General features: G+C 74.5%; 20 protein-coding genes. 12 read left to right on the top strand and 8 right to left on the bottom strand.

All coding sequences use genetic code 11. The features are described 5' to 3' along the window. Positions 1–75: 75 nt before the first annotated feature. A complete protein-coding gene (locus tag ACWER9_RS15815; RefSeq protein ID WP_452302520.1) occupies positions 76–465 on the top strand; it encodes an Rv2175c family DNA-binding protein in 390 nt (129 codons plus the stop codon). A gap of 56 nt (positions 466–521) precedes the next feature. On the opposite strand, the gene ACWER9_RS15810 is transcribed toward ACWER9_RS15815, so the two are convergent. Together ACWER9_RS15810 and ACWER9_RS15805 are read right to left on the bottom strand one after the other, a co-directional pair. Continuing rightward, positions 522–1604, bottom strand: coding sequence for a polyprenyl synthetase family protein (locus ACWER9_RS15810; RefSeq protein ID WP_452302508.1), 1083 nt, complete (start codon positions 1602–1604; stop codon positions 522–524). Between the two features lie 9 nt (positions 1605–1613). Continuing rightward, positions 1614–2003 (bottom strand): helix-turn-helix domain-containing protein, encoded by a 390-nt coding sequence (locus tag ACWER9_RS15805; RefSeq protein ID WP_452302507.1) that lies wholly within the window; start codon positions 2001–2003, stop codon positions 1614–1616. A 362-nt stretch (positions 2004–2365) separates the two neighbouring features. Here ACWER9_RS15805 and metF point away from each other — a divergent pair, with 362 nt between their 5' ends. Both metF and ACWER9_RS15795 read left to right on the top strand, forming a co-directional pair. Next, entirely contained in the window at positions 2366–3283 is a 918-nt protein-coding gene (gene metF / locus ACWER9_RS15800; protein WP_452302506.1) for a methylenetetrahydrofolate reductase [NAD(P)H], read from the top strand. Between the two features lie 44 nt (positions 3284–3327). Next, positions 3328–4017 carry a CDP-alcohol phosphatidyltransferase family protein gene (locus ACWER9_RS15795; RefSeq protein ID WP_452302505.1) on the top strand — a complete coding sequence of 230 codons (690 nt, stop codon included), beginning with the start codon at positions 3328–3330 and terminating at the stop codon, positions 4015–4017. 82 nt (positions 4018–4099) lie between these two features. Here the strand turns inward: ACWER9_RS15795 and ACWER9_RS15790 are convergent, their stop codons facing one another. The 6 genes from ACWER9_RS15790 to ACWER9_RS15765 form a co-directional block, all read right to left on the bottom strand. Further along, entirely contained in the window at positions 4100–5587 is a 1488-nt protein-coding gene (locus ACWER9_RS15790) for a phytoene desaturase family protein (protein WP_452302504.1), read from the bottom strand. Between the two features lie 12 nt (positions 5588–5599). Then, positions 5600–6727, bottom strand: coding sequence for a glycosyltransferase (locus ACWER9_RS15785; protein ID WP_452302503.1), 1128 nt, complete (start codon positions 6725–6727; stop codon positions 5600–5602). Continuing rightward, complete coding sequence (locus ACWER9_RS15780; protein ID WP_452302502.1) at positions 6724–7560, bottom strand: carotenoid biosynthesis protein; 837 nt, start codon at positions 7558–7560, stop codon at positions 6724–6726. Before ACWER9_RS15780 ends, ACWER9_RS15785 begins: the two co-directional genes overlap by 4 nt. Then, entirely contained in the window at positions 7557–8108 is a 552-nt protein-coding gene (locus tag ACWER9_RS15775; protein WP_452302501.1) for a GNAT family N-acetyltransferase, read from the bottom strand. The genes ACWER9_RS15780 and ACWER9_RS15775 overlap by 4 nt, the downstream gene beginning before the upstream one ends. After that, complete coding sequence (locus ACWER9_RS15770) at positions 8105–8824, bottom strand: monooxygenase (protein ID WP_452302519.1); 720 nt, start codon at positions 8822–8824, stop codon at positions 8105–8107. The genes ACWER9_RS15775 and ACWER9_RS15770 overlap by 4 nt, the downstream gene beginning before the upstream one ends. Positions 8825–8946: 122 nt before the next feature. Continuing rightward, on the bottom strand, positions 8947–9435 hold the full coding sequence (locus ACWER9_RS15765; protein ID WP_452302500.1) for a YbaK/EbsC family protein: 489 nt from the start codon (positions 9433–9435) through the stop codon (positions 8947–8949). A 444-nt stretch (positions 9436–9879) separates the two neighbouring features. Between ACWER9_RS15765 and ACWER9_RS15760 the strand changes: the two genes are divergently transcribed. From ACWER9_RS15760 to ACWER9_RS15720, 9 genes are all read left to right on the top strand, one after another. After that, on the top strand, positions 9880–10329 hold the full coding sequence (locus ACWER9_RS15760; protein WP_007463070.1) for an SAV_6107 family HEPN domain-containing protein: 450 nt from the start codon (positions 9880–9882) through the stop codon (positions 10327–10329). A 102-nt stretch (positions 10330–10431) separates the two neighbouring features. Next, positions 10432–11157 (top strand): hypothetical protein, encoded by a 726-nt coding sequence (locus ACWER9_RS15755; RefSeq protein ID WP_452302499.1) that lies wholly within the window; start codon positions 10432–10434, stop codon positions 11155–11157. After that, on the top strand, positions 11154–12854 hold the full coding sequence (locus ACWER9_RS15750) for a DNA polymerase Y family protein (RefSeq protein WP_452302498.1): 1701 nt from the start codon (positions 11154–11156) through the stop codon (positions 12852–12854). The genes ACWER9_RS15755 and ACWER9_RS15750 overlap by 4 nt, the downstream gene beginning before the upstream one ends. Positions 12855–12905: 51 nt before the next feature. Further along, positions 12906–16274, top strand: coding sequence for an error-prone DNA polymerase (locus ACWER9_RS15745; RefSeq protein ID WP_452302497.1), 3369 nt, complete (start codon positions 12906–12908; stop codon positions 16272–16274). 93 nt (positions 16275–16367) lie between these two features. Next, positions 16368–16544: a hypothetical protein gene (locus tag ACWER9_RS15740; RefSeq protein ID WP_357354919.1), complete on the top strand. Its 177-nt coding sequence runs from the start codon at positions 16368–16370 to the stop codon at positions 16542–16544. A 74-nt stretch (positions 16545–16618) separates the two neighbouring features. Continuing rightward, a complete protein-coding gene (locus tag ACWER9_RS15735) occupies positions 16619–17386 on the top strand; it encodes a methyltransferase domain-containing protein (protein WP_452302496.1) in 768 nt (255 codons plus the stop codon). After that, positions 17383–18555, top strand: a complete 1173-nt coding sequence (locus tag ACWER9_RS15730) for an alkaline phosphatase family protein (RefSeq protein ID WP_452302495.1) — start codon at positions 17383–17385, stop codon at positions 18553–18555. Before ACWER9_RS15735 ends, ACWER9_RS15730 begins: the two co-directional genes overlap by 4 nt. Positions 18556–18637: 82 nt before the next feature. Then, positions 18638–19897: a DNA polymerase IV gene (locus tag ACWER9_RS15725; RefSeq protein WP_452302494.1), complete on the top strand. Its 1260-nt coding sequence runs from the start codon at positions 18638–18640 to the stop codon at positions 19895–19897. Between the two features lie 116 nt (positions 19898–20013). Next, on the top strand, positions 20014–20415 hold the full coding sequence (locus ACWER9_RS15720) for a DUF3040 domain-containing protein (protein WP_124817678.1): 402 nt from the start codon (positions 20014–20016) through the stop codon (positions 20413–20415). Positions 20416–20854 lie beyond the last annotated feature (439 nt).

The following is a 20854-nucleotide window of genomic DNA, read 5'->3' as shown; positions in this document are numbered from 1 at the left end:
TCGGAGGAGGAGGCGCGGACGGTTCGTCCGGGGTGCCGGTGGCTCGTCGCGGCGGTGGCGTGGCAGGGTGGTCGGGTGACCGAACCCGTACCCGACCAGGCCGCGCCCGGCCTGGAGCTCGCCGGCCCCACCGACCCGGCCGGCTGGCTGACCCTGCCCGACGTCGCCGAACGCCTCGACGTGTCGATCAGCAAGGTGCACCAGATGATCCGTGACCGGGAGTTGCTCGCGGTCCGCCGTGACGGCGTCCGCCGGATCCCGGCGGACCTGGTCGCCAACCAGACCGTGCTCAAGCACCTGCCCGGCGTGCTCAACCTGCTCTCCGACAACGGCTACGACGACGAGGCGGCCCTGCGCTGGCTCTACGAGCCGGACGACACCCTCCCCGGCGCCACCCCGGCCGCCGCCCTCTCCGGCGACCAGGCCCGCGAGGTGAAACGCCGAGCCCAAGCCGAAGGCTTCTAGCCGTCTCCCCGGACCCGCCCCTCAACGCCGGAGGGCGGGAGGGGCGGGTCCGGGGGTTAGTCGGCTCGGCGGGTTGCTGCTATGGCCAGGTCGACCAGGGCCTGGCGGGCCTCGGTGTCGAGGTCGACGGCGCTCAGGGAGGCCAGGGCGGTGTCGGTGAGAGTGACGATCCGCTGTTCGGTACGGGCCAGCGCTCCGCTGCTCGAGATCACCTCGCGGAGCCGGGCCACCCCTTGCTCGTCCAGCTCCGGGTCGCCGAGCCGGCTGATCAACAGCGCGCGGCCGGCGTCGTCGGTCGCTTCCACGGTTGCCGCCACCAGATAGGTGCGTTTGCCCTCGCGTAGATCGTCTCCGGCCGGCTTGCCGGTCAGCGCCGGGTCGCCGAAGACCCCCAGCACGTCGTCGCGGAGCTGGAACGCCTCGCCCAGCGGCAACCCGTACGCCGAGTAGGCCGTCCGTACGTCCTCCGACGCGTCGGCCAGCGCGGCGCCGAGCAGCATCGGACGCTCGACGGTGTACTTCGCGGACTTGTACCGGGCGACCTTGCTGGCCCGCTCCACCGAGGTGTCCCCGGTGACCTGCGTCAGCACGTCGAGGTACTGCCCGACGGTCACCTCGGTGCGCATCTCGTCGAAGACCGGCCGGGCCCGGGCCAGCGACCACAGGTCCAGGCCCGCGGAGTGCAGCAGCTCGTCGGACCAGACCAGGCACAGGTCACCGAGCAGGATGGCCGCGGCGTCGCCGAAACCGTCCGGGTCACCGCCCCAGCCCGCCTCCCGGTGTCGGGTGGCGAAGCGTCGGTGTATTGCGGGCTCGCCGCGACGGGTGTCGGAACGGTCCATCAGGTCGTCGTGGATCAGGGCGCTGGCCTGGACGAACTCCAGCGCGGCCAGGGCGGTGACCACCTGGTCGCCGTCCAGCCCGCCGGCCCCCCGAAACCCCCAGTACGCGAATGCTGGACGCAGCCGCTTGCCGCCACCGAGCACGAACGCCTCGATCGCCTCGGCCACCGGGCTCAGCGCGTCGTCCACGGCTGCGAGCCGGACCCGCTGGCCGGCCAGGAACTCGGTGAGCGCCTTGTCCACCCGCTGCCGCAGGCCGGCGCGGTCGACGGGGGACACGGGAGCAGCGTGGGTCACGCACCGACGCTAGCCGGTCGTCATGGCACGTGCTCCACCGCCACGCATAGTCCCGCCGGTGCGACCGGGACCCGTTCGCCCAGCCGGTCGGGCGCGGACCCCCGGGGCACGGGCCGGCCCGGTGGCCCGCGTCGTGCCGGCCCGACGGGTGGCAGCGGCGGCCTCGGCGAGCACCACCAGCGGCACGTCCAGGACGACGGCGAGCCAGCCGAGCCAGAACCCGCCCGGCACACGACGCTGTCTCTCCCACCGGGAGACCTCGTGCCGACTCAGCGTCGACACCCCGGCGGCGGCACACAACTCGGCGGCGGCGCGCTGCTGGCTCCAGCCACGGGCCAGTCGGCACCGGGCCAGCAGCGGCCCGAGCTGCGCGGGGCGCGGCGGTGCGGGCGGGATCATGGGTCCTCCTGGCGGGCGTCGGTGCGGTGACGACCCACCCGCCCGACCGGGCGGGCCCGGCGTCACCGCTCGGTTGCTGACCCCCGCACGAGACCCGGAGCCACCCCCGCCGCCCCTCCCGCGCCGCCCCTTTCTACCTCGGAGGTACGACGCCCTTCCGCCCGCCGGGTCGGGCGCGCGCTGCGACACCGCCAACGAGCTCGCGGTGCGCACTGCGACACCGCCCCCGGCTTACGGCGCGCGCTGCGACACCGCCAACGGGCTCACGGCGGGCCGGGCGGGGCCACCCACCGGGCCGGTGGCATCGGCCGCCGGGTGGGAAGGGCCTGGGTCCTGGTGCGATCGACCGCTAGAGTCGGACCGTGGCGCTCGGTCTTCCTTCGACACTCCCCAATCCGCAGCCGGCGATCGGGGAGCTCATCCGTGAGCACCAGCCGACCTTCTCGTTCGAGTTCTTCCCGCCCAAGACCGACGCGGGGGAGCAGCTGCTCTGGCAGGCCATCCGCGAGCTGGAGTCGCTGCGCCCGTCGTTCGTGTCGATCACGTATGGCGCGGGCGGCTCGACCCGGGACACCACCGTCGCGGTGACCGAGCGGATCGCCACCGAGACGACCCTGCTGCCGATGGCCCACCTGACCGCGGTCAACCACTCCGTCGCCGAGCTGCGACACGTGGTCGGCCGGCTCGCCGGGGTGGGCGTGCGCAACGTCCTGGCTGTTCGTGGCGACCCCCCGGGCAATCCGAGCGGTGAGTGGATCCGCCACCCCGAGGGCGTGGACTACGCCGAGGACCTGGTCCGTCTGGTGCGCGACGCCGGCGACTTCAGCGTCGGCGTGGCGGCCTTCCCGTACAAGCACCCCCGCTCACCCGACGTGGCCAGCGACACCGCCCAGTTCGTCCGCAAGTGTCGGGCCGGCGCGGAGTTCGCGGTCACCCAGATGTTCTTCGACGCCGACGACTACCTGCGGCTCCGTGACCGGGTGGCCGCTGCCGGCTGTGACACCCCGATTCTGGCCGGTGTGATGCCGGTGACCCAGATCGGCACCATCGAGCGGTCCGTGCAGTTGTCCGGTGCGCCGTTCCCGACGGCGTTGGCGGCCCGCTTCGAGCGCGTCGCCGACGACCCGGACGCCGTCCGTCGGCTCGGCATCGAGCAGGCCAGCGAGATGTGCAGCCGACTGCTGGACGAGGGCGTGCCGGGAATCCACTTCATCACCCTCAACCGATCCACCGCGACCCGCGAGGTCTGGCAGAACCTGAAGGCCGGCGCCCGCGTGTGAACGCTGCGCCTGCGACACCTGTTGCCCGGCACGACGGTTGATCCGTGGTGGGCACACAGCTGAACTGGGATCAGTACGCCACGGCGTGGGCGCGGTTGCACGGCGGGTTCGACCCCCGGGTCGCGGCGCCGGTGGTGCGCGCCTGGCTGCGATTCGCGTACCACGTCGGATATGTGCTGGGTCGGTTACGGGTCAGCCCCACCGCGGTCACCGTGGCCGGGGTGCTGCTCTGCTTCTGCGTACCGTTGCTTGTGGGGCGCCCGGGGGACGGGCCGTTCCTGGGCGCGCTGTTCGTGCTGCTCGCCGCCGTGGCGGACAGCGTGGACGGTGCGGTGGCGGTCGTCACCGGCCGCACCACCCGGCTCGGCTACGTCTACGACTCGGTCGCCGACCGGCTCGGCGAGGTGGCGTGGCTGCTGGCGTTCTGGCTGGTGGGCGCGCCGGGAGGGCTGGTCGTCGCGGGGGGCGCGCTGTCCTGGTTGCACGAGTACGTCCGAGCGCGGGCGATCGCCGCCGGCATGCGGGACATCGGCGCGGTGACCGTGGGCGAACGCCCCACCCGGGTGTCGGTGGCGTTGGCCGGTCTGCTGGTCGCCGGGCTGGCCGGGCTGATCGAGCCGGACCTGGCCGCGGGCACCATCACCATGGCGACCGCGGTCTGGGTGCTGCTGGCCGGCTTCGGGCTGGGGCAACTGCTCTCCAGCATCCGTCGAGCCCTGCTCGACGCCGGCTGAGCGGCCGAGCCAGCCCTGCTCGACGCCGGCTGGACGCGGCGCCGACGACTGAAGCCGATGTCGGCTGGAGCGACGCCCGGGTCTACCAGGCGGGGCCGATCTCGTCGGCGACGATCTGCGCGGAGAGGGTCACCATCGGCAACCCGCCGCCCGGGTGGGTGGAGCCCCCGACCAGCCACAGCCCGTTCGCCGGGCCCCGGTTGGCGGGGCGGAGCAACCCACCGGCGGTGCCGTAGATCGAGCCACCCGGCGCGCCGGTCGCCACGTCCAGGTCGGCGGGGGTGCGGATCTCGCGGAACAGCACCCGGTCGCGCACGTCCACGCCCCGCCGCGCCAGCACGTCCAGGACCCGATCGGCGTACGCGTCGGCCAGCCCCGGTCGCCGCCAGTCGACAGCGCCCGCCGCGGTGCCATGCCGAGGGGCGTTGACAAGCACGAACCACGCCTCGTGTCCGGCGGGGCGGACCATCGGGTCGTCGGCCACGGTGACGAACACCGTCGGGTCGGCTGCCGGTCGGGCCCGTACGCCGCGCCCGGGGTCACCGAAGACCGCGTCGAACTCGGCGTCGTAGTCGGCCGGAAAGAAGACGTTGTGGTGGGCCAGCCCGGTGCTGCCGGAGACACCGAGCAGCAACACGAAGCCGGCGAGGCTGCGGTCGGTCAGCCCGGCCAGCCGACGCGGGTGCGGCAGCAGGTCACGGTAGACGGTGAGGGCGTCCACGTTGGCCACCACCACGTCGGCGGGTACCGGGGCGGCGACGCCGGCGAGGCGTACCCCGTGCACCCGGCCGCCGGTGGCGTCGATCCGGGTGACCGTGGCGTCGGTCTGCACGACCACGCCGAGGTCCAGGCAGCGGGTCAGCAGCGCGTCGGCGAGCGTGCCCAGCCCGCCGCGCAGGTACCAGCCGCCGAAGGCCAGCTCGGCGTAGGGGACCGCGACAAGCGCCGCAGGTGCCCGACGTGGGTCGGCGCCGGTGTAGGTGGCGTACCGGTCCAGCAGCATCCGTAGCCGCGGGTCGGACAGGTGCCGGCGGCCCAGGCCGCGCAGGCTGCGGCCGGGGGCGATGGCGGCCAGGTCGCCGACCCGCCAGGCCAGCGATGCGAGGTCCCGGGGGGAGTCGACGGTACGGCGCAGGATGTCGCGCGAGGAGGCCTGCCAGACGCGCGCCGCCCGGCGCCACAGCCGCTGCCAGTCGGCTGCCGCGCGGTCACCGAAGGCGGCCCCGATCCGGGCGGTGAACTCCACCGGGTCGGCGCACGAGTCCAGGGTCGGGCCACCGTCGGCGAAGACGTGCCGGACGATCGGGTCCAGCGGAACCAGGTCCAGGTACTCGTCGAGCTTCGCCCCGGTCGCCTCGAACAGGTCGTGGAAGACCTCGGGCAGGGTGAGCAGGCTCGGCCCGGTGTCGAAGTGGAACGACCCGGCCGGGCTGTCGTGCGCGTACCGGCCGAGCTTGCCACCGACCGTGTCGGCCCGCTCGAAGACGGTCACCTGGTGCCCGGTAGCGGCGAGCCGGGCGGCGGTGGCGAGGCCACCCACCCCGGCGCCGACGACCACGATCCGCGCCATGCCGCGCCCTCCCTAGCTGACCGGGCGGCCCCGCCAGGTCAGGCGGCGTCGCTTTCGCAGATGGTACGACCGCAGGGTCAACCAGCCGAGGACCACGACCGACACGGGGTGTGCGAGCGCGTCGGGCCACCACCGGCCACCTGTCGCGCGGGCGGTGAGCACCCGCCCGGTCACCCCGAGCAGGTAGCCGGCCAGGCCAGCGGCGGCCACCCCCGGCGCACCCGCCGCCACACCCACGAGCGCGACCAGCGGCGGGGCGGTGTACAGCAGCAGCAGCGCCGCGACCACGGCCGCCGCCGCGCCCGGGTGCCCGAACGACGCCCAGAGCGACTTCGAGTACCCGTCGCGCAGTTGTGGCCAGTCGTCGTACATCCGGCAGGTGGCCAGCCGGGAGCCGTCGGCCAGGGCGATGCGTCCGCCGGCCCGCTTGACCGCCCGGGCCAGCTCGACGTCCTCCAGGATCTTGTCGGCGACGGCGGCGTGCCCGCCGGAGGCGGTGTAGCCGGCCCGGTCCACCACCAGGAACTGCCCGCCCGCCGCGGCCAGCGACGGCCGCGGCGAGCGCTCCATCGCCCGCAGCGGCAGGAAGGTCAACCACAGCCACTGCAACAACGGCTGCACCAACCGGTCGGCCGCCGTCGCCACCACGATCCGGGGGTACGGCGACAGCAGCGTCGCGCGGGCGGCGCGCAGCTCGGTGACGGCGGCGGCCACGGCGTGCGGGGCGAGCACCACGTCGGCGTCGACGAAGACCAGCGCGGTGGCGCCCGGGTCGGCCCGGGTGGCCAGCTGCCAGCAGGCGTGCGGCTTGCCCAGCCAGCCCGGCGGCGGGGCGACCCCGGTGAGCAGCGTGACCCGGGGGTCGTCGTCGGCAACCGCGCGGACCACGTCGGCGGTGCCGTCGGTGGACCCGTCGTCGAGGATCACGACGCGCAGCCCGGGTACGCCGCGCTGGGCGAGCAGGGCACGCAGGCAGGGCGTCACCCGGGTGGCCTCGTCGCGCAGCGGCAGCAGCACGGTGACCGATTCGTCGACGTCGTCGGGCCGGTCGGTGGGCCGGCGCAGCCACCCGGCGGCGTTGAGCCAGGTGTGCCCGGTCAACGCGGCGACGGCGATCAGCAGGGCGAGCAGCACGGTCATCGGGTGGCGTCGACGCCGGGCCGGTCCGGCTGGTGGTCCTCCAGGCGGCTCTCCCGAGCCCGGTGGGCGCGTACCAGGCTCACCGTCAGGGGTATCGCGGTCACCGACATGCCGGCGGCGCCCCAGAGCGCGGAGGCGGGCAGGTCGAGGAAGACGGCGTGGGCCAGGATGCTGGAGAAGTACGTCCACAGGTAGAGCGCGACCATGGGGTGGTCCCGCCGGTCGGTGCGCTCGGCGGCCGGTCCGGCCAGCGGGCGCAGCGCGCTCATCATCAGCACGGCGAAGAGCAGCCAGCCCAGGTAGTTGCTGACCGGGATGCCGGCCAGGCCGGGCAGGGCCGGGGTGGCGTCGCGCCAGACCCAGTAGCCCTCGGCCACCATCTGGGGGTCGAGGAAGAGGTCCCAGGCGGCCAGCCCGACGGTGGCCAGCGCGATCCGCCCCGCCCATCGACGCACCGTCGATGACGCGCCGCCGGTGAGCCGGACGGCTGCCAGCCAGGCCGGCCAGGCCATCCAGGTCCAGGCCAGCGGAATGATCAGTGGCACCCCGGCCAGCTTGGGGCCCAACTCCCCGGAGTAGTCGTAGCTGCCGAACGGCACGCCGGTGGCCACCCCGATCGCCTCGATCGCGAACCCGCCGCCGGTGGCCACCGCGACCAGCGCAACCGCCACCCGGGGGCCCCGGCTGAGCAGCGCGTGGCCGACCGAGAGCAGCCAACCGAGCACGACGGTGGCCACGGTGAGCCCGGCCCGGGTGTCGCCGGCGGTGAGCGGGTAGCAGATCTGGGCGAGCACCAGGACGGCGAGCAGCGCCCAGGAGGTCCGCCGGGTCATGACGCCGGTGGATCGAGGGGCAGATCCCTACCGAGTACGCCGAACGGCCGCTCGTCGCCGGGGAAGTGGAAGGTACGCAGCACGTCGACGAAGCCGAACCGCCGGTACAACCGCCAGGCCCGCGAGGTCTGCTCGTCGGCCTCCGGGGTGGACAGCAGCGTGGTGTCGCCCTCCGCCATGCCGAGCAGCGCGCGCAGCTGACCGGTGCCCAGGCCGTGACCCTGCGCCGGTGGCCGGACGTGCAGCTCGACCACCTCGAAGCAGTGGGTGAGCCAGCGTTGACGGGTCGGGGCGTCCAGCGCGCGGTGCACCTGGTCGTGCCACCACTGACCGGACGCGCCCAGGTAGCCGTAGCCGAAGCCGGCGAGGTGGCCTTCGCTGGTCAGGCTGGCCACCGCCCGGAAACCCGGCCGGCGGACGTGGGTGGCGATGTAACCGCGCCGGGCCTCCAGCAGGTCGGTGCGGTACCCCATCGCCTCGCCGTAGACGGCCACCACGTCGTCCAGCCGCCGGACGAGATCGTCCGGTGTCCAGCGCACCAACCTCATGCCCGTCCACCCTTCACCGTTTCCGGGCCGCCGTCGGCGACCCACCCGAGCACCGACCGGTCGCCGACCACGTCGCGCACCTCGAACCGGGCGAACAGCTCCTCGGCGTACCAGCCTGCGGTAGGGGTTCGCATGATCGCCGCCCGATGCTCCGGGTGACGGTACGCGAACGCCACCAGGTCCGTCGGGTCGCGCCACACGCTCACCGTGCCCTGCCAGCCCAATGGGGCCTCGCCGACTCCGAGCCGGGCCAGCAGCCCGGGCGCGTCGCGCAGGGCGGCGGCCACCGGCGGGATCGCCCGCCAGAAGGTGGCCGCCCGGCGGGCCCGCAGCCGGGCCCGGGTCAGCGCCAGCACCGGGCCGGTGACCCGGCCGCCCGGCGGGTCACCGAACGGCCGCTGGCCGGACCACTCGCCCCGGCTGGTCAGCGGGCGCAGGTCGATCCGGGCCCGGGCCTGGGCGATGCCGGTCCAGGCCCGCCCGACCGGCGAGTCGTCGAAGTCGGCCGCCGCGGCGGGGGAGTCCCAGACGGTCAGCGCCGCCCACCGGGTCAGGTCGGCGTCCTTCGGCCCGAAGTCGGTGCCGGTCCCGGTGCCCAGCAACTTGCCGAACCGGACGCCCGGGAGGGCGCGCAACCGGCGTGGGTCCAGCGCCATCCGGGTCAGCACCCGGGGGAGCGCGCCACGGGAGGTCCGCCACACGTGCAGTGTGACCAGCTCCGGAGCCGCGCTCGCGTCGCTGCCGTGCCCGCCGGTTCGCTCGCTGCGCTCGCTGCTGTGCCCGCTGGTTCGCTCGCTGCGCTCGCTGCTGTGCCCGCCGGTTCGCTCGCTGCGCTCGCTCACGCCACCTCGGCGGGGGTGCCGGCGGTGACCCGCAGCAGCTCGGCGTAGGTGGTCGGGAAGACCGCCTGGGGTACGCCACCCGCGGCCCAGATCTCCGGATACGCCGCAAGCGCCGTGTCCACCAGGGTGCGCAGCGGGTGCGGGTGCCCGAGTGGGGCGACCCCGCCGATCGGCTGCCCGGTGTGGGTTCGGACGAACTCCGGGGTGGCCCGGCGCAGCCGGGTGACGCCGATCGATGCCGCCAGGCCGGCGGTGTCGACCCGGTGCGCGCCGGAGGTGAGGACGAGCAGCGGTGTGTCGTCCGCGTCGAAGATCAGTGAGTTGGCGATCTGGCCGACCTCGACGTCGAGCGCCTCGGCGGCCGCCGCAGCGGTGTGCACCGCGTCGGGCAGCAGACGGACCATGCTGGGCTCACCGGCACCGTCGTGCGTGCCGGCGGCGGTGAGCGCGTCCTGCACCGCCCGTACGTTCGGGTGTGGCTGCATCCCGCCATTCTTCCCGGTCCACTGGTGGCCGGTTCAGTCGGCCGGCACGCTCGGCGCGTCACACGTTGCATTTTCGTCGGAGGGGAGGTGTACTGTCAGCAGCAGTTAGAACGAGTGTTCGATTGCCTCGAACGCTCGTTCCAACCAGCCGGAGCGCGGCGTTTCGCGGCGCCACCTCCGGGCGGTGCGGCTCCGCGGGCCGCACCTGGGTTTCCGGGCAGTCGCGAGCCTGGTCCCAACAGGCAGGAGCGTCGCCCGCCGCCCACGACCCCCGGGCAGCGGGCGACGCACCCGCCGGTCCGCCGGCCGGGTGTGGTGTGGGGAAGCATCCACACCCGGCCGGCCACACCCGGTGCGTCTTCCTCCGCACCACCCGACCTCGGCGTCTCGTCGGTGGCAGCAGCCGCCGGAGTGACGTCTCGGCCACGTGGAGGAGAGACACCCATGCCGACCAACCCGGCTCAGGCACCGACGGTGCCGGCGCACGTGCTGCCACATCGCACCCCCGCCCAGCTCCTCACGTTGGCCCGCCGTGGGCTGGTCGAGGCCGGCCAGACCCGACCTGACGGCCTGCGCTACGCGGCTGCCCACCTGGCGGCCCTGCGCGCGGCGGCGGCTCTGCTCGCTGCCCGGGCCCGACCCGCGCCGAGCCGGCGCAACCGGATCACCAGTGTCTGGGTCCTCCTCTGCGCTGTCGCTCCGGAGCTCGACGAGTGGTCCCGGTTCTTCGCCGCCGGGGCCAGCAAACGCGCCGCCGCCGAGGCGGGCATCCCCCGGGTGGTCAGTGCCCGGGAGGCCGACGATCTGCTCCGCGCCGCCGAACAGTTCGTCACGGTGGTGGAGACCGCGCTCGGCGTGGCCCACCAACCGGCCCTGGACGGCCTCGCCGCCTGATCTCGCCGTGCCACCGGCCGCCCTGCGGGGGGAGCCGGGCGGCCGGTGGCACGGCGTGCCGGCCCTGATCTGATCCACAGCAACGACGGGGGAGTTGGTCCAATGGCGGGCCGCATGGTGGTCGGTTCCGCCGCGCTTGCCGATCTGGTGCGCCCGGCGAGCGCGCCCGACCCGGTCGGTGGCCACCGGGTGCTGCCGGTGGTGCCCGAGCTGACCGGTCTGCTGCCCAACCGGGGCCTGCGCCGGGGCAGCACCATCGCGGTCGCCGCCGGTCAGCCCCGGCGCAGCGGCGGCACCTCACTGATGCTGGCCCTGCTCGCCGAGGCGTCCCGGGCCGGCTCGTGGTGCGCGGTGGTCGGGGTGCCGACGTTCGGTGCGGGCGCGGCCGCTGAGCTGGGCATCGCCCTGGACCGGCTGGCCCTGGTGCCGAACCCGGGCCCCGAGTGGGCCACCGTGGTCGCCGCGCTTATCGACGGGGTGGACGTCGTGGTCACCACAGTGCCGGCCTCGGTCTCCGCCTCGGTCGCCACCCGGTTGGCGGCCCGGGCCCGGCAGCGCGGCAGCGTGCTCGTCCCGTACGGCCGGTGGGACGGCGCGGACGTGACGCTCCAGGTGGTCCGTGGGGTCTGGGAGGGGCTCGGGCTGGGCCGGGGGCGGTTGCGCCGCCGGGAGATCACCGTCTCGGCGCGCGGGCGTGGGGCGGCCGCCCGGCCCAAGGAGATCAAGGTCTGGCTCCCGGGTGACGAGCTGACCCGGGTGATCCCTCGTACGATGCCGTCGCCCGTGGGCCGATCGGCCGCGCCACTCGCCCTGGTCGGTCGGGGGTGACCGGCGCGCCGGCACGCACTCTGCTGCTGTGGTGCCCCGACTGGCCGGTGCTCGCCGCCGAGATCGTCGACGGGGTGCCGGCGACCGGCCCGGTGGCCGTGCTGCACGCCAACCGGGTGGTCGCCTGCTCCGAGCGGGCCCGCGCCGAGGGGGTGCGTCGAGGGCTGCGCAAGCGGGAGGCGCAGGGTCGCTGCCCGCAGCTCACCGTCGTGGAGTACGACCTCGGCCGGGACGCGCGGGCGTTCGAGCCGGTGGTCGCCGCGGTGGAGGAGCTGGTCGCCGGCGTCGAGGTGGTCCGTCCGGGCGCCTGCGCGGTGGCCGCCCGAGGGCCGGGCCGTTACCTCGGCGGTGAGGAGGCGGCCGCCGAACGGGTCATCGAGCACGTGGCCCAGTCGTGCCTGGTGGAGAGCCAGGTCGGCATCGCCGACGGGGTGTTCGCGGCCGGGTTGGCCGCTCGCGCCGGTCGGGTGGTGGCACCGGGCGGCACACCGGAGTTCCTGGCCGGGCTTCCGGTCGAGGCGCTCGGCCGGTCGGCGCTTGCCGACCTGCTGCGCCGGCTGGGGGTACGCACCCTCGGCGACTTCGCCGCCCTGCCGGCCGGCGACGTGCTGGCCCGGTTCGGGTTCGACGGCGCGCTGGCCCATCGGCTGGCCGCCGGGCGGGACCACCGCCCACTCGCCGTCCGGCAGCCGCCGGCCGACCTGACGGTGACCGCCGAGCACGACGAGCCGATCGACCGGGTCGACGCGGCGGCGTTCGTGGCCCGGGCGCTGGCCGAGAAGCTGCACGAGCGGCTGGCCGGGCACGGGCTGGCCTGCACCCGGCTCGGCATCGAGGCGGTCACCGAGCACGGGCAGGAGCTGCACCGGGTGTGGCGACACGATGGCCTGCTCACCGCCGCTGCCATCGCCGACCGGGTGCGCTGGCAGCTCGACGGGTGGCTCTCCGGCAGCAACGGCCGCGCCGGTGCCCGACCGGCCCGACCGACGGCCGGCATCATCCGGCTGCGACTGATCCCGGACGGGGTGATCGCCCAGGCCGGTCTGCAGGCCGGCCTCTGGGGAGAGACCGGCGAGGAACGGGAACGCGCGCACCGGGCGTTGAGCCGGGTGCAGGGCATCCTCGGCCCGGAGGCGGTGGTCACCGCGGTGCTCGGTGGTGGCCGCTCCCCGGCCGACCAGGTGCGACTGGTGCCGTGGGGCGACGAACGACTCCCCGCCCGCCCCGGTCCGGCACCACTGCCCGGCGAGGCGATCGACGGCGCTGACCGGGCCATCGGTGCCGATCGGCCCGCGGCCCGCAGCGGAGGCGGCCGGCCCACGGATCGCAGCGGCGCCGGTCGGCCCGCAGCCCGCGGCGGAGGCGGAGTTCCGCCGTGGCCGGGCCGGCTGCCGGCGCCCGCGCCGGCGGTGGTGCTGCCCAGCCCGCTCGCGGCGACGGTGCACGACGCCGCCGGCGAGCCGGTGGTGATCAGCGCGCGGTTGGCGGTGAGCGCCCCACCGACCCGGCTGGTGGTCGGCACCGGCCAGCCGGCGGAGATCGTGGGTTGGGCCGGCCCGTGGCCGGTGGACGAGCGGTGGTGGGCGCCGGCCGAGGCCCGCCGCCGGGCCCGGTTCCAGGTCAGCCTTGCCGACGGTGCCGCCCTGCTGCTGGCCGTCGAGGCCGGGCAGTGGCTGGTGGAGGCGATCTATGACTGAGCGCACGGCCCGTGGCCCGATCAGGTCGTGGGCTGGTCAGGGCGTGCGGGGATGAGCTTCCACAACCCGAAGATGCCCTGGTCGGAGCTGGAGCGGGTGCTCTCCGGGCGGGCCGGCGGCAAGCAGGGGAGCCGGGGCGAGCGGCACCTGCACGTGGTGGACCCGCTCGCCGTGGACGCCGATGGCGGCGACTCCCCGGCCTGGAGCCGCCGCCGCGAGCAGTACCAGCCGCCGGAGCTGACCCGCCCCGACGGCGTGGTGCCCTACGCGGAGCTGCACGCGCACACCAACTTCAGCTTCCTCGACGGTGCCAGTCACCCGGAGGAGTTGGCCGAGGAGGCGGCCCGGCTCGGGCTCACCGCGCTCGCCGTCACCGACCACGACGGCTTCTACGGGGTGGTCCGCTTCGCCGAGGCGGCCCGCACGCTGGGCCTGCCGACCATCTTCGGCGCGGAGCTGTCCCTCGGGCTGCCCGGCCCGCAGAACGGTGAGCCCGACCCGCACGGCGCGCACCTGCTGGTGCTCGCGCACGGCCACGAGGGGTACGCCCGGCTGGCCACCACCATCGCCCGCGCCCAGCTGCGCGGCGGGGAGAAGGGCCGCCCGGTCTACGGGAGCCTGGAGGAGGTCGCCGCCGAGCTGAAGGATCACGTGCTGGTGTTGACCGGCTGCCGCAAGGGGCACGTGCCGGGGGCGCTGCTCACCGAGGGAGTGGACGCGGCGGCCCGCGAGCTGGCCCGGCTGACCACGCTCTTCGGCGCGGAGACGGTGGCGGTGGAGCTGACCGACCACGGGCATCCCGTCGACGCCGACCGCAACGACGCGCTCGCCGAGCTGGCCGCCGCGGCCGGGCTGCCGACGGTGGCGAGCAACAACGTGCACTACGCCAGCCCCGGCCGGCGTCGGCTGGCCACCACCGTCGCCGCGGTCCGGGCCCGACGCAGCCTGGACGAGATCGACGGCTGGTTACCCGCGGCGGCCACCGCCCACCTGCGCAGTGGCGCGGAGATGGCGGCCCGGTTCGCCGCGTACCCGGGTGCGGTGGCGCGGGCCGCCGAGTTCGGCGCCGAGTTGGCGTTCGACCTCCAGCTCGTCGCGCCGCAGCTGCCGGCGTACCCGGTGCCGCCGGGGCACACCGAGATGAGCTGGCTACGGAAGCTGACCGCCGACGGGGCGCACGAGCGCTACGGGCCGCCGCAGGCGCACCCGACGGCGTACGCGCAACTCGACCACGAACTGAACATGATCGAGGAGCTGGGTTTCCCCGGCTACTTCCTGGTGGTCTACGACATCGTCACGTTCTGCCGTGACCAGGACATCTACTGCCAGGGTCGGGGTTCGGCGGCCAACTCGGCGGTCTGCTACGCGTTGCGGATCACCAATGTGGACGCGGTGCGGCACCAACTGCTCTTCGAGCGGTTCCTCGCCCCGGAACGGGACGGCCCACCCGACATCGACGTGGACATCGAGTCCGACCGCCGGGAGGAGGTGATCCAGCACGTCTACACCCGCTACGGCCGGGAGCACGCCGCCCAGGTCGCCAACGTCATCTCCTACCGGCCCCGGTCGGCCGTGCGGGACGTCGCCAAGGCGTTCGGCTACTCGCCGGGGCAGCAGGACGCCTGGAGCAAGCAGATCGACAGGTGGGGCTCGGTCGCCACCGTCGACGTCGAGAACATCCCCGAGCAGGTGGTGGAGTACGCGAACGAGTTGCAGACGTTCCCCCGGCACCTGGGCATCCACTCCGGCGGCATGGTCATCTGCGACCGTCCGGTGATCGAGGTGTGCCCGGTGGAGTGGGGGCGGATGCCCGGCCGCAGCGTCCTGCAGTGGGACAAGGACGACTGCGCCGCGGTGGGCCTGGTCAAGTTCGACCTGCTCGGCCTGGGCATGCTCTCCGCCCTGCACTACGGCTACGACATGATCGGGATGAGCCTCGACCTCGGCGACATGACCCTTGACGACCCGGAGGTCTACGACATGCTCTGCCGGGCCGACTCGGTCGGGGTGTTCCAGGTGGAGAGCCGAGCCCAGATGGCCACCCTGCCCCGGCTCAAGCCCCGTGAGTTCTACGACCTGGTGGTCGAGGTGGCGCTGATCCGCCCCGGCCCGATCCAGGGCGGTTCGGTGCACCCGTTCATCCGGCGCAAGAACGGCCAGGAACCGGTGACCTTCGCGCACCCGCTGATGCGCAACGCCCTGGAGAAGACCCTTGGTGTGCCGCTGTTCCAGGAGCAGCTGATGCAGCTCGCCATCGACCTGGCCGGCTTCGACGCGGCCGAGGCCGACCAGTTGCGCCGGGCGATGGGCGCCAAACGGTCGGTCGAACGGATGACCCGGATCGCCGACCGGCTCTACGCCGGGATGGCCGAGCGGGGCATCACCGGTGAGCTGGCCGACGACGTCTACCGCAAACTCACCGCGTTCGCCAGCTACGGCTTCCCGGAGAGCCACGCGATGAGCTTCGCCTATCTGGTGTACGCCAGCTCCTGGCTCAAGCGCTACCACCCGGCGCCGTTCCTGGCCGCGCTGCTCAACGCCCAGCCGATGGGTTTCTACTCACCACAGACCCTTGTCGACGACGCCCGTCGGCACGGGGTGGAGGTCCGTCGTCCGGACATCAACGCCAGCGGGGCTCTGGCGGTGCTGGAGTCCACCCCGGAGACCCGGTGGGGCAGCGGGCCGGGGGAGCCGCCGCACGCCTGGGGGCTGGGTGGCCCCGCCGTCCGACTTGGCCTGTCCAGCGTACGGACCCTCGGTGCCGACGTGGCCGAACGGATCGAGGCCGACCGGGCCAGCGGTGGGCCGTACACGGACATGCCGGACCTGGCCCGGCGACTCGGTCTCACCGCCGCGCAGCTGGAGGCGTTGGCCACCGCGGACGCCTTCGCCTGTTTCGGGTTGACCCGGCGGCAGGCGCTGTGGGCCGCCGGTGCGGCGGCCCAGGACCGGCCGGGCCGACTGCCCGGCACGGTGACCGGGGCGGCGGCGCCCACGCTGCCCGGAATGGAGGCGGTGGACCGGCTGGTCGCCGACGTGTGGGCCACCGGGCTGTCGCCGGAGAGCCATCCGGCCCGGTTCATCAGGGGTCAGCTCGACGTGCTCGGCGCGGTGCCGATCGCCCGGCTCGGCCGGGTGGAGCCGGGGCAACGGATCCGGGTCGGTGGCATCGTCACCCACCGGCAACGCCCGGCGACCGCGGGCGGCGTCACCTTCCTCAACCTGGAGGACGAGACGGGGATGCTCAACGTCACCTGCTCGCCGGGGCTGTGGCAGCGCTACCGGCGGGTGGCCCGGACCAGCGCCGCGCTGGTGGTCAGGGGGCAGTTGCAGCGCAACGAGGGGGTGACCAACCTGGTCGCCGACCGGCTGGACGCCATCGAGCCACCGGTGAGCCCGGCCTCCCGTGACTTCCGGTGAATCAGTGATCCACATTACGGTTTCCCGAGCCGTCGGGCGGGAGACTCGTCCCGAGCGGGCAGAGCGGCCCGTGATCCGTGAGGGGGAACGACAGTGACGGGAAATCACGCGTACACCGGTGGAATCGCCAACGCCCGGCGGACCCGACTGGGCACCGGCTGGGTGCCGTCGCACCTCGCCGACCCCCGCGAGTACGAGGTGACGAACGGTCCGGTGGCCAACGAGCGCCGGTCCCGGGCGGAGGACGAGGTCGAGGGCACCGAGGCCTGACCGACCGCCGCACCACGCCCCGATCGGGCGTGTGGTGGCGCGCCCGCCACACGCCCGCGCCACCACCCGGCCGGGTGACTAGGCTCGACCGGGTGGAGCAGACCCGAGGCCGGTTCGCCGAGCCGCCGCTGACACCCCGCACCGCCGTGATCTGGTCGGTGCTCCGCGCCGAACTGGACCGGCGCGGCGACACCGAGCTGACCGTGCTGGACGTGGGCGGCGGCACCGGCGGTTTCGCCGTTCCGCTGGCCCGCGCCGGGCACCGGGTCACCGTCGTCGACGCCAGTCCCGACGCGCTCGCCGCCCTCACCCGCCGTGCCGCCGAGGCCGGGGTGGCCGACCGGATCGAGGCCGTGCAGGGCGACGGTGACGCCCTCGCCGGGCTTGTCGAGCCGGCCGGCGTCGACCTGGTGCTCTGCCACGCCGTACTTGAGGTGGTCGACGACCCGACGCCGGTGGTGGCCGCGCTTGCCACCGCGCTGCGCCCGGGCGGCGCGGCAAGTGTGCTGGTGGCCGGGCGGGCCGCCGCCGTGCTGGGCCGCGCGATGAACGGGCACCTGGAGGTCGCGGCCACCCTGGCCGCCGATCCGGCCGGCACCGCGGGCCTGCGCGACACGCTGCGCCGACGCTACGACGCTCCCGGCGCCACCGCGCTGCTCGACGCCGCCGGGTTGGTGGTCGAGGAGATCCACGGGGTACGCGTGCTGGCCGACCTGCTGCCGGCCGCAGTCGCCGACGGGCAGCCCGCCGGCCTGGTCGAGTTGGAACGTGCGCTGGCCGGTCAACCGCCGTACCGGGACCTGGCCGCCCAACTGCACCTGTTCGCCCGCCGGCCGGCATGATCGCTGCCGCCGGTGACGTGCCGGCGCCGCTGGAGATCCTCGGGCCGGACCACGGCGGCGGCAGCCTCGCCGATGTGCTGCCAAGCGCGCTGGCCGTCCTGGGCGTGCCCGGCTCGCCCGACCCGCTCGGGATCGTGCCCGCGTTGGCCGGGGTACGCCGGATCGCCGTACTCCTCGTCGACGGGCTCGGGTGGTACCAACTGCCGACCGCCGCGCCGTACGCGCCGACCCTCGCCGGGCTCGCCGCGACGGTGGCCCGACCGCTCATCGCCGGTTTCCCGTCCACCACCCCGACCAGCCTGGTGTCGCTGGGCACCGGCGTCGCGCCAGGCGCGCACGGGGTGCTGGGCTTCACCGTGCGGGTGCCCGGTACCGATCGGGTGCTCACCCACACCGACTGGGCCGCCGACCCGTCGCCGCTGCACTGGCAGCCGGTGCCCACCCAGTTGGAGCGGGCTCGCGCCGCCGGGGTGACGACGACAGTGGTGAGTCGCCAGGAGTTCGGCGGCAGTGGGTTGACGGTGGCCGCCAACCGGGGTGGCGACTTCCGGGGCGCCGCCGGTGGGGACGCGGTGGCCGCCGCCATGCTGGCCGCGTTGGCCGCCGGCACCGGCCCCACCCTGGTCTCCGGCTACCACGCCGACCTGGACCGGCACGGCCACCTCAGCGGCGTCGACTCGGAGCCGTGGCGGGTCGCCGCCACCGAGGTGGACGGCCTGGTCGCCCGGCTGGTCGACGGGCTGCCGTCGGACGCGGCGCTGCTGGTGACCGCCGACCACGGGCAGCTCGACATTCCCGCCGCGCACCGCTTCGACCTGGACACCGATCCGCGTCTGCGGGCCGGCGTACGGCTGGTGGCCGGCGAGGCCCGGGTGCGCTACCTGCACGTCGAGCCGGGTGCGGTCGACGACGTCCTTTCCGCCTGGTCGGAGGTGCTGGGCGCCACGGCCCGGGTACGCACCCGCGACGACGTGGTGGCCACCGGCTGGTTCGGGCCGGTGGCCGAGGAACACCTGGGCCGGATCGGCGACGTGGTGGTGACCTGCAACGACACGTACGCGGTCATGGCCAGTCGCACCGAGCGGCCGATGGCGTCGAAGTTGGTGGCCTACCACGGGTCGGACACCGCCGCCGAGCTGACGGTGCCGCTGCTGGTCGTCCGCGGCTGACCGGTTGTCGTCCGGGGCTGACCGCGTACGGTCCGGCCTACTGGCGGCTGGTGGTGTCGTACCCCCGGGTTAACCTGCCGGGATGGGCCGCAGTCAGTCGTTGCCCCGGGGCGACGATCCGCGCTTCGGGTCGGACGCCGACGACTCCGCAAGCCCGATCCTGCACGTCGACATGGACGCCTTCTTCGCCGCGGTCGAGGTGCGTCGCCGCCCCGAGCTGCGCGGCCGGCCGGTGGTCGTCGGTGGCGTCGGCCCGCGCGGCGTGGTCAGCTCGGCCAGCTACGAGGCCCGCCGGTACGGCGTACGCAGCGCGATGCCGACGCGTCAGGCCCGGGCCCGCTGCCCGCACGCGGTCTACCTGCCACCGGACTTCGCCGCCTACACGGCCGCCTCCCGGGCCGTCATGCAGATCTTCCGGGACGTCACGCCGCTTGTCGAGCCGCTCTCCCTCGACGAGGCTTTCCTCGACGTGACCGGGGCCCGTCGGCTCTTCGGCTCCCCGGCCACCATCGCCCGGCTGATCCGTCGCCGGGTCGCCGACGAGCAGGCGCTGACCTGCTCGGTCGGGGTGGCGCCGACCAAGTTCGTGGCGAAGCTGGGTTCCACCCGGGCCAAGCCGGACGGCCTGCTCGTCGTGCCGCCGGCACAGGTGCTCGACTTCCTGCACCCGCTGCCGGTGGACGCCCTGTGGGGGGTGGGGGAGCGCGCGGCCGAGGCGCTGCGCCGGCTCGGCCTGAGCACCGTCGGCGACCTCGCCGAGGCGCCGGTGGGCATGCTCCGCCGAGCCGTCGGTGCCGCCTCGGCAGCGCACCTGCACGAGTTGGCCTGGGGTCGCGACCCGCGCGGGGTCAGCCCCGAGCACGTCGACAAGTCCATCGGCGCCGAGGTGACCTTCGACGTCGACGTGGCCGACCCGCTGGAGATCCGCCGCGCGTTACTGGCGCTCAGCGCGAAGGTCGGCGTCCGGCTGCGCGGTTCCGGTCAGGTCGGGCGCACCGTCTCCCTCAAGGTCCGGCTGGCCAACTTCCGCACCGTCAACCGATCTCGCACCCTCGACGTTCCCACCGACACCGCCCGCGAGATGTTCGACACGGTCTGGGCGCTCTACACCGCCTTGGACCCCGGCGAACGGATCCGACTCGTCGGTGTCCGGGTGGAAGGGCTCGCGTCGGCGCAGGGCGCCCCCCGGCAACTCACCCTCGGCGCGCCGGAGCGCGGCTGGCGCGAGGCGGAAGCTGCCGCGGACGCCGCTGCTGCCCGTTTCGGGCGGTCCGTCATAGGTCCGGCCAGTCTGATGGGCGACCCTGACGCCCGCCGAAACGAAAATCCACCCCGCCCATAGGTCGTCCCGCTTTCCGACGCGCGACCCCCCTCGTAGACTTGCGGGTAAGCAGCCGGTTGGCTGCCACGGTCTGTCGGCCCGAGTGGGCCCGACCAACGTGACCGGGGAGGAGTGCCGTGCCGCTCTCGGAGCACGAGCAGCGGCTGTTCGAGCAGATCGAGCGGTCGCTTGCCGAGGACCCCAAATTCGCCTCGGCCGTGCGCGCCAGCGATCCGCGCTTCCATGCGCGGCGTCGCCTGCTCGTCGCCGCCGGCGTCATCATCGCTGGCTTGGCTCTACTGGTCTATGGCGCGGTGATCAAGACTCCACCACTGGCGGTGGCGGGCTTCGTCGTCATGCTGGCGTCGGCCGCGTTCGCGGTGCAGTCGCACCGGCGGGCGCAGTCACCCGACCTGCACGTGGTGGGCGGCACGACGAGTCGTCGTCGTCCCCGCGGCGGTGGCCGGTCCGGTCGCCGGTCGTCGATCCTGGACCGCATGGAGGACAGGTGGCGGCAGCGCCCGGAGGGGCACCGCTGAGCCGGTCCCGCCGCTGAGGCGGGCCACACGCCGCGACGAGCGGTCGCCGGGCACAGGCCCCCGGCGACCTCCGTCGTATCCGCACGCCCTCACCCCGTTCCGCGCGCCCTGCCCTGCCCTGCGCCCAGCGCCGTGCCCTGCGCCCTCTCGCCTGATCGTGCTCGGCCCGTGGCCCCTCTCCCGCATGATCGTGCTCGATCCTGGAAGTAGTGGCATCGGGCGAGGGGGGAGGGGCCTCTTTCCTGGATCGAGCACGACCTTGGTGGTCCGGTAGCGGCGCTTGCCCAGTGGTGCAGTGAAGTCGCGGTGTCCCGGGACCGAGTTCACCCCGACTTTCCTGGAGTTGAGTCGATCATGCCGTTCGTCGGGTCCACCGCTCGTCGGCCTCGCCCCGACATCGTTGCGCTGTGCTCGACCGGTGTCGCCACCCCATGACGCC

The organism is Micromonospora sp. NPDC003944, assembly GCF_053605225.1.
This window is presented reverse-complemented; position numbering and strand designations above follow the sequence as displayed.

Excerpts from the sequence above, each read along its gene's own strand:
- ACWER9_RS15765 (WP_452302500.1), bottom strand. The coding sequence starts at position 9,435 with ATGCAGCCACACCCGAACGTACGGGCGGTGCAGGACGCGCTCACCGCC.
- ACWER9_RS15730 (WP_452302495.1), top strand. The coding sequence starts at position 17,383 with ATGATCGCTGCCGCCGGTGACGTGCCGGCGCCGCTGGAGATCCTCGGG.
- ACWER9_RS15725 (WP_452302494.1), top strand. The coding sequence starts at position 18,638 with ATGGGCCGCAGTCAGTCGTTGCCCCGGGGCGACGATCCGCGCTTCGGG.
- ACWER9_RS15760 (WP_007463070.1), top strand. The coding sequence starts at position 9,880 with ATGCCGACCAACCCGGCTCAGGCACCGACGGTGCCGGCGCACGTGCTG.
- ACWER9_RS15805 (WP_452302507.1), bottom strand. The coding sequence starts at position 2,003 with ATGATCCCGCCCGCACCGCCGCGCCCCGCGCAGCTCGGGCCGCTGCTG.
- ACWER9_RS15790 (WP_452302504.1), bottom strand. The coding sequence starts at position 5,587 with ATGGCGCGGATCGTGGTCGTCGGCGCCGGGGTGGGTGGCCTCGCCACC.
- ACWER9_RS15775 (WP_452302501.1), bottom strand. The coding sequence starts at position 8,108 with ATGAGGTTGGTGCGCTGGACACCGGACGATCTCGTCCGGCGGCTGGAC.
- ACWER9_RS15785 (WP_452302503.1), bottom strand. The coding sequence starts at position 6,727 with ATGACCGTGCTGCTCGCCCTGCTGATCGCCGTCGCCGCGTTGACCGGG.
- ACWER9_RS15745 (WP_452302497.1), top strand. The coding sequence starts at position 12,906 with ATGAGCTTCCACAACCCGAAGATGCCCTGGTCGGAGCTGGAGCGGGTG.
- ACWER9_RS15780 (WP_452302502.1), bottom strand. The coding sequence starts at position 7,560 with ATGACCCGGCGGACCTCCTGGGCGCTGCTCGCCGTCCTGGTGCTCGCC.
- ACWER9_RS15755 (WP_452302499.1), top strand. The coding sequence starts at position 10,432 with ATGGCGGGCCGCATGGTGGTCGGTTCCGCCGCGCTTGCCGATCTGGTG.